Here is a 13689-nt window from a genome sequence, read left to right as displayed (position 1 = left end):
GAACACAAAGTTTTTGGGGGAACACAAAGTTTGGGGGAAACGCGCCGCGTCGGTCTTGCCTTTTATGATACGTTATATCATTACTTTTAACCCCACTCCCCCGCTTTGAGGTTTCCGCCATGCTTCCCCCCGCCGTCGAATCCGCCAACGGCGCGGCGCCGTCCGCCGGAAACCGAGGGCGCCCCCACCTCGCTGTTTGCGACCGCCCCGACGGGTTGGCGGCGATCCGGGATCCCGGCGTGACCATGGCCCTGTGGCGGCGCGGCCTGCCCGCCGGTCTGGCCGAGGCGCTGGACGGTTGGCCGGACGCCGATTGGACCAACCTGCGCCTGTCCACCACGCCCGACCAAGTAACGACCGACGCCGTCGCCGCCGGGCCGCTGTTGCCCGACGTCGCGGCGTTGGTGCGGCTGTACGCCGATTTGGTCGGCTGCCCGGCGGTGACGTTGCGGTTGGAGCGCGTGACCGGCGCCGGTTGCAAATTCCTGCACGTCGATTACGTCGGGGTCCGGCTGCTCTGCACCTATCGCGGGCCGGGAACCCAATGGGCGCCGGACGAGGCGGCCCGGCGCGACGGCTTGGGAACCGGCGACAACGCCGCCGTCCTGCCCGACGCCCGACGGCTGCGGCGGATGAGCGCCGGGGACGTCGGCCTGCTGAAGGGCGAATCCTGGCCCGGCAACCGGGGGCGCGGCCTGATCCACCGCTCCCCCCCGGCGCGCGCCGGCGTGGCCCGGCTGGTCCTGTGCCTGGACCACGCGGAGGAGCACTGACCACGCGCGCCAGGATCACGGTTGGCGGATGTTTCCAGGGCAATCACTCGAACCGTTGAACGTTGAACGTTGAAAAATCCTCTAAATTATTATATAAATTTCGCATCGCAATGAATTTATCATAAATTCTATGAAAAAGACTCCATTATATCCCTTTCCAGAACCGAAACTTCCTTCTTTATTATTTTTTTAAATTCAGATCTGACGAATTTTTCTCCTTTTTCTTCTAATTTTCTTTTATCTATTCCAGTAATAGTGCATATTATATTAACCATATCTTCAAACGTAATTTCATCAAAATTTGGGATGTACTTCGATTTAATTCCTTTAAATCGAAGTTCATGGAATGTTTTTATAAATGTTTTCTGTTTTCCAATTAACTTATATTTTTTATTTTTGTTTAGTTGAATCCGAACCAATCTGTCAAGACGAGATAATTGGCTAGTGTCTTCAGTTTGAAGAAAGAAAAACATCCATCCATAATTTTTCTCTTCAAACCGGCACCCGGTAATGCGGAGATTTAATAGCCAGAGTAGTTTAGTGTCGTTGTTGATAGGCTTAAATTTTGAAAATATTGATATAATACTTGATATCATCTTCCGAAGTGATGACTGCCTAACGGAAATTTTTGATTTTGATACATGAAATCCAAGGTAATCAACTCCATGTTGAACACTTGAAATGCAAGACTTGCTCTTATCTCCGAGATCATGGCAGAGCAAGTGACGTTGATGTTCCAGTCGCCACTTTACTTCTTTAAATACATCTTGAGCATGAGCAGTTGATCCGCATATCATCAAAATATCGTCAACGTACCGATAATATTTTATATATTTTTTAAGCGACAGATCAAATTCAAGTAGGTATATATTTGCAAGAATATTAGAAATACTCAGTCCCTGAGGGATGCCTTTTTCTCCAGCCTTAAACGTCTCGGTCGATATGGCCTTCTCTATTAGAGAAATAGCTTCTTGCTTTCTTATTTTCTTCTTTATATCTTTAATGAGTAGTTCTCTATCCACTGATGGATAATAATCGCGAACGTCAATCCTAAGAAAGGCCGCATTTAAATCTGCTCCAGCAAGCTCTTCCTTGATATTTTTTATATATTCATGTGGCTTTCTCGTAATAGCTTCTGGATACACCTCCGCCATAAATTCACAGAGTGCTCTCAAAGTAAGCCTATCGCGAACGGTCGGAATAGATAACATCCTTGGTTCTTTAAATGGTCCTTTTGAAATTAGCTTAGCTTTGTATCGAGTGAATTTATAATTTCCACTTTTTGTGTTTTTTGAAATTAGTGATACTTCATTTTCTATATGATCGGCAAATTGGCTTGTACGTATTCCATCTCTTCCAATTGCTTTTGTTTCTGATATTTTTTCGTCAAAAAGAGAACGCAGGCTTTCTATGCTAAATTTTTTTGCAAAAATTTGGAATGGCTTCATTTTAATATTCAACCAAAAGCGTTGATATAATTGCGACAATAAAAATTACAGGCATTGCGCGACAAAAAATGAAAAATAAAAACTTCCTGCATAAATAACTTGCACAAACCCAAAAACTTGGAACGATCTCGACATCGGTTCCAGGCCTTAAGATCGGTTCTTTTCTTTTTCTATATCGTTCAAAAACAAAGTCATAGTAATCTCTGTCAGATTGGTTTGGATAATTCTCTAATATGTCATGGTACTTCTCAAAATTATCTTCATCATCTTTATTGCTATCCAGCAAACGCTGAAGTTTGAGGTAGCACTCCCTATGCTTTGCCGCCGTTTCACCAAACTTAAATCCATAAACAAGCAAACTAGATCCAAATATAAGTAAAGAAAAAGCAACATTAATTTTTGAAAGTCCAGGGACAGATCTCCCAATCTCATCTGGATATATTGACGTGAGGAGAAGAATTCCGGAAAATGTATTCATTAACAAATGTGCTGTCGATTCGTATGATAGGTAGCGACGCTCTGAAATCATTCTAACCTTGGAAGTAATCCATATTCTATCTCGAACATCTTTCATAAAACACCTTTAAAAATAGAAAAGTGCGGGCGCAATTAACTGAATAGCTATTTCCTACATGAGGAAAGCACTTATGCTAGAGTTTCCTCTGGTCACTAAGCAAGACCCCAAAAGGGAGCCAGCAGCACCAAAGGGCGCTGCTCCGCCCGCACCTAGCTATACTATCCTTAGAGGTATGCGAGTGCAAGCTCATCATTAAAGGATAGAAATGCCCCGTGCGTTGGCGGCATGGTTGAGAGGGGATAAGGCATGGGTGGTTTTTTGGGATGAGTGATGGGCAGTTTTCGACCTGAAACCTCACGCAACGTTCGCCCCTGCTCGGCTCTCTCAGCATTGGGAAAAAGGCAGAGGGACGGGCCGACTGGGGGTTTGGGGTGTTTCTTTCAACGATCAGGGCCGACAAGCCGGGCGATGGCGTTCCGGCGGGGCTGATCGGTTGAGGATTGGAGACCGCCATGCGTTCCCTGCTGCGCGCCGTTGGGCTGACCATGCCCCTGATGATCGCCCCCCTGTTGACCGCGCCCGCGCTGACCCTGCCGGTTCTGGCGCTGCCCCTGCTGGCGCTCGCCGCCTGTTCGGAGGAAGGACCGGCGGAAAAAACCGGCAAGGCGGTGGACGATGCCGCCCAACGGCTGAAAGACGCCGTGGTGCCGCCCGGCCCGGGGGAAAAAGCCGGGCGGGCGGTGGACAAGGCGGTGCAATGACGGGGGTTTGGTCCGGCGCGGTCCTTGCCCTCTCTCCGGGGGAGGCTATGGCATTCACACGTGTTGCGGGACGGTAAGGTCCTGTTTGGAAAGAAAAGCCCTTCTCCCCCTGCGGGAGAAGGGTTGGGATGAGGGGTGCAGACGGCTGAAAGCCGTTAGAAATCTTAGCTTCCGCCCCCTCACCCCAACCCCTCTCCCGCGAGGGGAGAGGGGCTTTTCCCTTCAGTTCCAGATGCTTACCGCGATTGCTAAATGTGTGAATACTGTAGCCCTCTCCCCGGGGGAGGAGAGGGTTAAATCTCGGCGCAGCGGGCGTCCATGGCGGCCAGGGCTTGGGTGAAGCCGTCTTCGGCGGCGGCGGCCAGCGCTTGGGCTTCGGCGCGGCGGCCTTCGCGGACGCCGTCCTCGATGGCGCGCATCACGCCGACAAAGCCGGTCAGGCCGAAATGGCTCGCCGCCCCGGCCAGACGGTGGGCGATGTCCTCCAGATCGGCGTCGTCGGTGTCGGGCGCGGCCAGACGCGGCAAGCCTTCCGCCGCCGCGTCCAGCAGCAGGCCCCGGATGGTGGCGAAGCGGGCCGGGCCAAGGGATTGGACGTAGCGGTCCAGGATCTCCGCGCTGACCATGGCGTCCGCCGGCGCGCTGGGACGGGGCGGTTCCGGCGGGGCGTCGTCGATCTCCATCCGCCGCCCGACGGTGTTGGACAGCAGATGCATCAGCCGTTCCGGGAAGATCGGCTTTTCGATCACCGCGTCGATCCCGGCGGCCAGATAGCGGGCGCGGTCGGCTGCGAAGACATTCGCCGTCACCGCGACGATGGGGACCAGCGCGTGCGCCTCGTCGGGCAAGGCGCGGATGCGGCGGGCGACCTCCGGCCCGTCGATGTCGGGCAGGCGGATGTCCAGCAAAATGGCGTCGAACCGCCGCCGCGCCGCCAAATCCAGCGCCTTTTCCCCGGTTTCGGCGATTGTGATGCGGTGGCCCGCGTCCGACAGCAGGCCCATCGCCACCTCGCGGTTGATCGCGTCGTCCTCCACCAGCAGCAACGCCAGCGAGCGCACCATGTGGATCGGCAACAGCCGCCCCGGCGCCGTCGGCAGGGTCGGCGCCTCCACCCGGACCAGCGGGATGGTCACGGTGAACAGGCTGCCCAGCCCGACCACGCTGTCCACCGCGACGCGGCCCTGCATGGCGTCCAGCAGATGGCGGACGATGGCCAGCCCCAGCCCGCTGCCGCCAAAACGCCGGGCGATGGTGGCGTCGGCCTGCTCCAGCTTTTCAAAGATGGCGGCACGGCGGTCGGCGGGAATGCCGATGCCGGTGTCGCGCACGCTCATCACCAGCGCCTCGCCGCCATCCGGCTCGCGGTCCAGCCCGACCCGCAGATCGACGCCGCCGCGTTCGGTGAATTTGATGGCGTTGCCGACCAGATTGACCAGGATTTGCCGCAACCGCTGGCGGTCCAGCACCACCAGCTCCGGCACCTCCGGGGCGATGTCCAGATCCAGCGCGATGCCCTTTTCGTTGGCGAGGCTTTCGACCGTCGCCACCACCTCCTCCAGCACCGGCAGGATGGCGCAGGGGGCGGGGTCAAGGTCCAGCTTGCCGTCTTCGATCTTGCGCAGATCCAGAATGTCGTTGACCTGATCGAGCAGGCCATGGCCGCAGCGCATGATCGACACGGCGTAACGCCGTTCCCCCGGATCCAGCCGCCCGGTCAGCAGCAGGCGGCACAGGCCGAGGATGCCGTTCAGCGGCGTCCGCATCTCGTGGCTGACGGTGGCGAGAAATTCGGTTTTGGCGGCGTCGGCGCGCTCCGCCCGCTCCTTGGCCTGACGCAACTCCTCCCGCGCCCGGCGCGAGGCGGTGATGTCGTTGGCGATGCAGATGATGTGACAACGCCCGTCGCCGGACCATTCAAAGGGGTGGCGTTGCAGGGCGAACACCGCCGTGTCGCCGTCGCGCGTCAACACCAGCTCTTCGATGCCGAGGGAGCGCAAGGCCCCGGCCTCCCCGCCCGCCAACGCGCGCCCCGTCTCCTCGCCCAGCGTCTCGACCAACGGGCGGTTTTGGATGGTGGAGCGGCTGGCCCCAAACGCCTCCTCCGCCGCGCGGTTCCACAGCACGACCTGCCCGCTGTCGCCGTCCAGCACGTAAAGCACGCTCGGCACATTGTCGATCACGGCGTCGAGGAAGGCTTGCGTCCGCCGCAGCATCTCTTCGGCCTCGCGGCGGCGGGTGATGTCCACCACCGAACTCAGCAACACCTCTTCGCCCTGGAACTCAAAGGCGATGCCGGACAGCAGGCCCCAGATGGTCCAGCCCGATTCCGTCACCAGCTCGGCCTCCACGTCCAGGGCGTGGCCGGTTTGGATGACTTGACGGACGAACGCCTCGCGCACCGCCGGGGCCGACCAGACGCTGGACGCCGGGCGGCCCAACAGGGCGCTGGCCTCGCGCACGCCGAACAGATCGGCGGCGCGGCGGTTGACGAAGCGGATCTGTCCGTCCTCCCGGCCCGAGATCACCAGCGGCACCGGCGCGGCCTCCAGCACCGTGCGCAGCCATTGCTCGTTGCGGCGCAGCGCCTCGCTCTTCACGCCGGTTTCGTGGATGTAAAAGCGCAGGGCGCGGGCCAGCTCGCCGATTTCGTCGGCGCCGCTGGCCGGAATTTCGGCGCTGCCCCCCGCCGTGCGGTCGCGGATCGCCTCGCTGACCGCCCACAGCCGGGCCAGCACCTTGCGCCGGACATAGACGAAGGACAGGATCATGCCCAGCGCCACCACCCCGACCGAGGCGAAAAACAGGCGGGTGTAGGTGGTGGACACCTCGATGATCTGCTGGCGGCTGTCCTCCGCCGCGCGGGTCTGTTCGACAAAGATGCCGGTGTTGAGGCCGGTGTTGACCAGCGACACCTGATTGGCGCGGTCGATCAGGCCGGTCAGGGTTTCCGACGCCTGCAATTCGGCCTGACGCTGGCGGAAGACCGACCGTTCGCCCTCCACCACCGCGCGCATGCCCTCGATCAACCGCTCGGCCCGCTCCTGCGTCGCGGCGGGCAGGTCGGCGCGGTCGGACAGGGCCGCCAGTTGCGCCGACGCGCCGTCCTTCAGCCGGGCCAAGCCAAAGCTGTTTTCCGTCTGGTGGACCGACGCGGTGAGGAACAGCAGCCGCTCCGCCAGGACCAGCCAGCGTTGCACGGCGGCGTCCGGCTGTCCGCGCAAGGCCGGGTCGGCCAGCCCGTCGGCCAGTTGCCGCACGTCGCGGTCACGGTCGGTCAAGCCGCGCCGGGCGGCGATGCGGGCGCTCACCCCCCGATCAATGGCCTCGCGCAGCCGCAGGATCTCGTCGCGCTGCTGCTTCAGGCTGGCGATGCGCTGGGCCGGGCGGCTGTCCCCGGCGTCCAGCTCCGCCAACAGCCGATCATAGCCCGCCAACTGGTCGGACAGCCCTTGATTGATGGTTTCGCGACCGGAATTGTCGTTGGACAGGGCCAATTGTTCCAGGCTGCGCATGATCCGCTGGTGCTGACGCTCCAACCGGGCGGCGGCGACGACGGCGGGAAAGCGTTCCGACGTCACCCGCGTGATGCCCGCGTGCAGGCCGTCGAAGGCGACGTAGGCGCCAAGCCCGATCAACAACGCGACCAAGCCGTTGAAGGCCAAGGCCCCGAACAGCCGGGCGCCGACGCCGATGCGGAACAAGCCGCCGCGCGTCTGCCCATCGCTCTGCACGCCGTCCTGGTTGCTTGGCCCTGTCCTGTCGGTCATTCCGTTCCCGCTCGCCCTTCGTCCAGCACGGCTTTCCCCCGCGCCGCGCCTGAGCGTATCATAGCGGTCTTGCGGGTCGCGTCATCGCTTTGGGACATTGGGGCTTTGAAACATTGGGACTTTGGGCTTTGTGGTGTGGGGGGAACAGGCGGATCATGGATTGGCGCCGCGTAATGACCGCCTTGGCTCTGGCGGGCGGGCTGTGGACGGCGTTGGCCGGTGCTGCCGCCGCCGATCCGTCATCGCCGTTCCCGGCGGCAGGGCGCGAGGATGGCGGCGTCGTCGCCGAGATTGAACGGCGCGGGGTGCTGCGCTGCGGCGTGTCCTACAACCCCGGATTCGCCGCCAACGACAAGGCCGGGCGTCCGGTCGGCTTCATGGTCGATCTGTGCCGGGCGCTCGCCGCCGCCGTGCTGGGCAAGGCCGACGCGGTTGAGATCCGTCGCCTGTCCAAACCGCAGGAGTTCGCCGCCATCGCGGCGGGCGACGTTGACGTGTCCTTCGCCCAAACCTCGTGGACGCTGACGCGGGACGCGGGCTATCCGGTCGATTTCGGCCCGCCGGTCTTTCACGACGAACAGGGAATCGCCGCGTGGCGCCGCGCTGACGGACGCTCGCCGTTGGACGGCGGCGAGGCGACGATCTGCACCCCGTCGGCGACCACCTCGCACGCCGCGCTGGAGGCGTATCTGGCGCGGGGGGACAAGCCGCTGTGGACGCTGCGGCTGTTTCCGACTTGGCCGGACGCCTTGCAGGCCTTCATCGGGCGGGAGTGCAACGCGCTGTCCATCGACCGGGCGATCCTGACCACCGCGTTGCGCGGGCTGGAGGGGAACCGCGACGGGCTGCTCATCACCGCCGCCCCGGTTCCCTCGCGCGAGCCGGTGGCCCCGGTGGCGTCCAACCGCGACCGGCAATGGCTGACGGCGATCCGCTGGACGATGTTCGCGCTGTTCCTGGCTGAAGACGCGGGCGTCACCGGGGAAAACGCCGGTTTCCTGCGCATCACCGGCAACAGCGAGGTGCAACGCCTGCTCGACGGCCTGCCCGACGCCGCTCGGAAAATTGGCCTGCGCCCGGATTGGGCCTATCAGGCCATCGTCCAGGTTGGCAATTACGGCGAGATTTTTGAACGGAATCTCGGCTCCCGCTCCCCCTTCGGGTTGGAGCGCGGGGCGAACCGACCCTGGACTCAAGGCGGGCTGCTGTTCGCCCCGGTTTTTCAATAAACCAAAGCCCGTCCTGCGCGATCTGTTCAAAGCTGTGCACAGTTGCTGACGGGCTGTTCATATCTGGTCGCATTCCTGTTCATTGGTTCGGCGGATAGTCGCCGCGCCGGTCCAACCCCTGGACGCGGCGCGCGCAGGCAATGGGCTGGACGTCAGACGATGAAGCGAACCGCTGTGGTCATGGATGAGCCGATGTTGGAACAGGGATTGCCTGAACCGGGAAACTTGCGGCGGCGGATCGACGACGCGCTTGGTCGGGTGACGGGGCTTGTGCGCGACCGGATCGACCGCGACGGCGTCGCCACGGTCGATTGGTTCGTTCGACACTTCTACGCCAACGTCCCGCCCGACGATCTGGTGAACACCCCCGACGAGCAGTTGTACGGCGCGGCGCTGGCCATGTGGCAGGCCGCGCGCCGCCGCCAACCGGGCGCGGCGACCGTCCGCGTCTACACCCCGCGCGTCGAGCAAGCCGGGTGGCACGCCCAACGCACCATCGTTGAAATCGTCAACGACGACATGCCGTTCCTGGTCGATTCGGTGACGGCGGAGCTGCACCGCCAGGGGCTGACCGTCCATCTGGTGATCCATCCGGTTCTGCCGATCCTGCGCGACGCGGCGGGCGAGGTGACGGGGCTTTATGAGCCGGGAACCGACGCGCCGGTCGGCGCCCGCCCGGAATCGCTGATGCATGTCCAACTCAACCCGGTGGGCGATCCGGCGGCGCAGGAGCGCATTCGCGCCGGGCTGGAAGGGGTGCTGGCCGACGTCCGCGCGGCGGTGGAGGATTGGCGGACCATCGGCAGCCGCGTCGCCGAATCCGCCGCCTTGACCACCGCCGCCCACGCGGCGCTTCCCGATGGCGAAGCGGAGGAGGCCGCCGCCTTCCTCGCCTGGATGGACGCGGACAATTTCACCTATTTGGGCGCGCGCGATTACCGGGTCGCCGACGGCGACGAGCCGGGGTTGGAGCTGATCGCGGGGAGCGGCCTTGGCGTTTTGCGCGACGACGACGTCAGCGTGTTCGACGGCCTGCGCCATTCCGCCAGCCTGTCGCCGGAGGTGCGCGCCTTCCTGCGCCAGCCGCGCCCGCTGCTGGTGACGAAGGCGAACCGCGACTCCACCGTGCACCGCTCGGTGGCGCTCGACGTCGTGCTCATCAAGCGGTTCGACGCGGCGGGCCGCATCATCGGCGAACGGCTGCTGGTCGGCCTGTTCACCGCCTCGGCCTACAACGCCAGCCCGCGCGACATCCCGATCCTGCGCCGCAAGGTCGCCGACGTGGCGACGCGCGCCGGATTCGACCCGCAGGGTCATGACGGCAAGGCGCTGCTGAACATCCTGGAAACCTACCCGCGCGACGAGCTGTTCCAGATCCAGCCCGGCGAGTTGTTCGACACCGCGCTCGGCATTCTGCATTTGCAGGAGCGCCAACGGTTGGCGCTGTTCGTCCGCAAGGATTCCTTTGAACGTTTCGTGTCCGCATTGGTCTTTGTGCCGCGTGATCGTTTCGACACCGATTTGCGCCGCAAGATCCAGACGATCCTGGAAGAGAGCTACAACGGGCGCGGCGTGGCCTTTTACACCCAGTTGGGCGACAGTTCGCTGGCGCGGCTGCATCTGATCGTCCAGGCCGGGGTTGGCGGGATTCCAGCGGTGGATCTGGGCGCGCTGGAACAGCGTCTGGTCCAGACATCGCGCGGGTGGAGCGACCATCTGCGCGCCGCCCTGATCGACGCCAATGGCGAGGAGCGCGGGTTGGCGCTCGCCGCGCGCTACGCCGACGCCTTCCCGGTCGGCTACCGCGATTCGCACAGCGCCGCGCAGGCGGTGTTCGACATTGGGCGGATCGAACAGGCGTTGGCCGGATCGGGCTTCTCGATCAACCTTGGTCGCCCGTTGGAGGCGGAGGAGGATGAACTCCACGTCACCATCCACCATGTTGGCCGCCCCATCGCGCTGTCCGACACGCTGCCGATGCTTGAACATATGGATCTGCGGGTCATCACCGAGGAGCCGTTCGCCGTCACGCCGCTGGGGGCCAAACAGCCGGTGTGGGTGCAGGATTTCGCGGTGCGCAGCGCCACCCGCTGGCCGACCGACGCTGCCGACGCCAAGCGCCATTTCCAAGAGGCCTTCGCCGCCGTGTGGGATGGCCGGATGGAGGATGACGGGTTCAACCGCCTGATCCTGCGGGCCGGGTTGACGGCGCGGGAGGTGGTGGTGGTGCGCGCCTACGCCAAGTTCCTGAAACAGGCCCGCTTCGCCTACGCGCAAGACACGGTGGAGGCGACGCTCGCCGCCCATCCCGACACCGCGCGCCTGATCGCCCAGCTCTTCGCCGCCCGCTTCGACCCGAAGAACCGCGCCGACGAGGCGCCGATCCTGGAGGCCATCGACGGCGCGCTCGACGCCGTGACCAATCTGGACGACGACCGCATTCTGCGCCGCTTCGTCACGCTGGTCCGCGCCACGCTGCGCACCAACGCCTATCAAACCCTGCCGAATGGCCAGCCCAAGCCCTATCTGTCGCTGAAGTTCAACAGCGGCCAGATTGACGAGCTGCCCCTGCCCCGCCCCTGGGTCGAGGTCTTCGTCTATTCGCCGCGCATGGAGGGCGTCCATCTGCGCGGCGGCAAGGTGGCGCGCGGCGGCATCCGCTGGTCCGACCGGCGCGAGGATTTCCGCACCGAGATTCTGGGGCTGATGAAGGCCCAGATGGTCAAGAACACGGTGATCGTCCCGGTCGGCTCGAAGGGCGGCTTCGTCCTCAAACGCCCGCCGCCCGCGTCGGCTGGGCGCGAGGCGTTCCAGGCCGAAGGCGTCGAATGCTACAAGCTGCTGATGCGCGGTCTGCTCGATCTGACCGACAATCTGACCGCCGACGGCTCGGTCATGCCGCCCGCCGACGTGGTGCGTCATGACGGCGACGATCCCTATCTGGTGGTCGCCGCCGACAAGGGCACGGCGACCTTCTCCGACATCGCCAACGGCGTGTCCATCGACCATGGCTTTTGGCTGGGCGACGCGTTCGCGTCCGGCGGGTCGGTCGGTTACGACCACAAGGTGATGGGCATCACCGCGCGCGGGGCGTGGGAATCGGTCAAGCGGCATTTCCGCGAAACCGGGCTGGACATCCAAACCACCGACTTCAGCGTGGTCGGCGTCGGCGACATGTCGGGCGACGTGTTCGGCAACGGCATGCTGCTGTCCAAACACATCCGCCTGCTGGCGGCCTTCGACCACCGCCACATCTTCCTCGACCCCGATCCCAACCCGGCGGCGAGCTGGGCGGAGCGCGCGCGGCTGTTCGCCCTGCCCCGCTCCTCTTGGGCCGAGTATGACCGGGCGCTGCTGTCCAAGGGCGGCATGATCGTCGAACGTTCGCTGAAAAGCGTCGAATTGACGCCGGAGGTCCGCGCCTGCTTCGGCGTCGAGGCGACGCACATCGCCCCCGCCGAGCTGATGCGCCGCCTGCTGACGGCGAAGGTCGATCTGCTGTGGTTCGGCGGCATTGGCACCTACATCAAGGAATCGGGCGAAACCAACGCCGAAGCGGGCGACAAGGCGACCGACGCCCTGCGCGTCGATGGCCGCGACATCCGCGCCACGGTGATCGGCGAAGGGGCCAATCTGGGCGCGACCCAGCGGGGCCGCATCGAGGCCGCCCGCTTTGGCGCCAATGGCCAGGGCGTGCGGCTGAACACCGACGCCATCGACAATTCGGCGGGCGTCGACACCTCGGACCATGAGGTGAACATCAAGGTGCTTCTGGGCGACGTGGTGGCGCGCGGCGACATGACGACCAAACAGCGCGACGTGCTGATGGCGGCGATGACCGACGAGGTGGCGGGGTTGGTTCTGGCCGACAATTACCGGCAATCCCAAGCGCTGACCATCGCGCAAGCCCAAGGCCCGGCGCTGCTGGAGGCGCAGGCCCGCTTCATCCGCACGCTGGAAAAGGCCGGTCGCCTGAACCGCGCCATCGAGTATCTGCCGAGCGACGAGGACCTCGCCGAACGGATGGCCGAACGGCGCGGCCTGACCCGGCCGGAGCTGGCGGTGCTGCTGGCCTACGCCAAGATCACGCTGTACGACGATCTGCTGGCCTCGGACCTGCCCGACGATCCGGCGATGGCGGGCGATCTGCTGGCTTATTTCCCCAAACCCTTGCAGGAGAGCCAGGGCGAGGCCATCGCCCGCCACCGTCTCCGCCGTGAAATCGTCGCCACGCAAGTGACCAACAGCCTGGTCAACCGCGTCGGCCCGACCTTCGTCCGCGAGATGATGGAGAAGACCGGCCTGGGTCCGGCGGACGTCGCCCGCGCCTACGCCATCACCCGCGAGGTCTTCGGCCTGCGCGACCTGTGGACCGCCATTGACGCGCTCGACAACCGAGTCCCGGCGGCGGCGCAGGACGCCTTGACCCTCGACATTCTGGCGCTGGTCGAACGGTCGGTCGGCTGGTTCCTGGTGAATGGCGATCACCCGCTCTCGATCACGGCGGGCGTCGCGTCCTTCCGCCCGTCGGTGGACGCGCTGGTCGCCGATCTCGACCGCGTGCTCGACGCCGAGGAGCAAGCCCGCCTGTCGGCCCGCGCCACCCGCCACAGCGCGCAGGGCGTGCCCGACGCGTTGGCCCAGCGGATCGCCGCCTTGCCGGTTCTGGCGGCGGCCCCCGATCTGGCCCGCGTCGCCACGCGCACCGGCCAGCCGGTGACGGCGGTCGCCGCCGTCTATGTCGGGCTGGGCCGTCGTTTCGCGCTCGATTGGCTGCGCGACAAGGCGCAGGCCACCCGCGCGGAAAATCATTGGCAGAAGCAAGCCGTCGCCGCCATCGTGGACGATTTGTTCGCCCACCAGATGGAGCTGACCGTCCGGGTTCTGGAATCCGCCGCCACGACCGACGGCCAGGACGGGGCGGAGGGCTGGATCGCCCGCTGGACCGCCGGACGCCGCGCGGCGGTGGAGCGGATCGAACCGTTGATCGCCGAGTTGCGCGGCCAGTCGGCGGTTGATTTGCCGATGTTGACGGTGGCCAGCCGCCAGTTGCGCGGCCTGACCAGCGGCGCCTGACCGAAAGCCGTCCGTCGAAAGCCGCAATTCGAGTCACCCTCGACCAAGGTCGGGGGTGACTCGAATTATTCGTAGGCCATACATTTTATTCCATAACCTAGTGGTTCGCTCGGTC

Annotated in this window: 7 protein-coding genes; 4 read left to right on the top strand and 3 right to left on the bottom strand. The window is 63.3% G+C overall.

The window, feature by feature from the left end; all coding sequences use genetic code 11:
* The first annotated feature begins 119 nt into the window (after positions 1–119).
* A complete protein-coding gene (locus D3877_RS21300) occupies positions 120–773 on the top strand; it encodes a DUF1826 domain-containing protein (protein WP_119832787.1) in 654 nt (217 codons plus the stop codon).
* Between the two features lie 128 nt (positions 774–901).
* Here D3877_RS21300 and D3877_RS21295 read toward each other — a convergent pair whose 3' ends face one another.
* Both D3877_RS21295 and D3877_RS21290 read right to left on the bottom strand, forming a co-directional pair.
* Entirely contained in the window at positions 902–2221 is a 1320-nt protein-coding gene (locus D3877_RS21295) for a reverse transcriptase domain-containing protein (protein WP_119832786.1), read from the bottom strand.
* Between the two features lies 1 nt (position 2222).
* Positions 2223–2795: an SLATT domain-containing protein gene (locus tag D3877_RS21290; protein WP_119832785.1), complete on the bottom strand. Its 573-nt coding sequence runs from the start codon at positions 2793–2795 to the stop codon at positions 2223–2225.
* Between the two features lie 455 nt (positions 2796–3250).
* Here D3877_RS21290 and D3877_RS21285 point away from each other — a divergent pair, with 455 nt between their 5' ends.
* Positions 3251–3499: a hypothetical protein gene (locus D3877_RS21285; protein ID WP_199720880.1), complete on the top strand. Its 249-nt coding sequence runs from the start codon at positions 3251–3253 to the stop codon at positions 3497–3499.
* Between the two features lie 293 nt (positions 3500–3792).
* Here D3877_RS21285 and D3877_RS21275 read toward each other — a convergent pair whose 3' ends face one another.
* On the bottom strand, positions 3793–7269 hold the full coding sequence (locus D3877_RS21275) for an ATP-binding protein (protein ID WP_119832784.1): 3477 nt from the start codon (positions 7267–7269) through the stop codon (positions 3793–3795).
* Positions 7270–7442: 173 nt separating this feature from the next.
* On the opposite strand from D3877_RS21275, the gene D3877_RS21270 reads away from it, so the two are divergent.
* Both D3877_RS21270 and D3877_RS21265 read left to right on the top strand, forming a co-directional pair.
* Complete coding sequence (locus tag D3877_RS21270; RefSeq protein ID WP_119832783.1) at positions 7443–8498, top strand: transporter substrate-binding domain-containing protein; 1056 nt, start codon at positions 7443–7445, stop codon at positions 8496–8498.
* Positions 8499–8657: 159 nt separating this feature from the next.
* The gene (locus tag D3877_RS21265) at positions 8658–13574 is read left to right on the top strand and encodes an NAD-glutamate dehydrogenase (protein WP_238475018.1); all 4917 of its coding nucleotides are present in this window, start codon (positions 8658–8660) and stop codon (positions 13572–13574) included.
* The last annotated feature ends 115 nt before the right edge of the window (positions 13575–13689 follow it).

This window comes from Azospirillum cavernae (genome assembly GCF_003590795.1).
In the GTDB taxonomy this organism is placed as follows: Bacteria; Pseudomonadota; Alphaproteobacteria; order Azospirillales; family Azospirillaceae; genus Azospirillum; species Azospirillum cavernae.
This window is presented reverse-complemented; position numbering and strand designations above follow the sequence as displayed.

Bases quoted from the DNA above. Each gene is read 5' to 3' on its own strand.
- D3877_RS21300 (WP_119832787.1), top strand. From the start codon at position 120: ATGCTTCCCCCCGCCGTCGAATCCGCCAACGGCGCGGCGCCGTCCGCC.
- D3877_RS21295 (WP_119832786.1), bottom strand. From the start codon at position 2,221: ATGAAGCCATTCCAAATTTTTGCAAAAAAATTTAGCATAGAAAGCCTG.
- D3877_RS21290 (WP_119832785.1), bottom strand. From the start codon at position 2,795: ATGAAAGATGTTCGAGATAGAATATGGATTACTTCCAAGGTTAGAATG.
- D3877_RS21285 (WP_199720880.1), top strand. From the start codon at position 3,251: ATGCGTTCCCTGCTGCGCGCCGTTGGGCTGACCATGCCCCTGATGATC.
- D3877_RS21275 (WP_119832784.1), bottom strand. From the start codon at position 7,269: ATGACCGACAGGACAGGGCCAAGCAACCAGGACGGCGTGCAGAGCGAT.
- D3877_RS21270 (WP_119832783.1), top strand. From the start codon at position 7,443: ATGACCGCCTTGGCTCTGGCGGGCGGGCTGTGGACGGCGTTGGCCGGT.
- D3877_RS21265 (WP_238475018.1), top strand. From the start codon at position 8,658: ATGAAGCGAACCGCTGTGGTCATGGATGAGCCGATGTTGGAACAGGGA.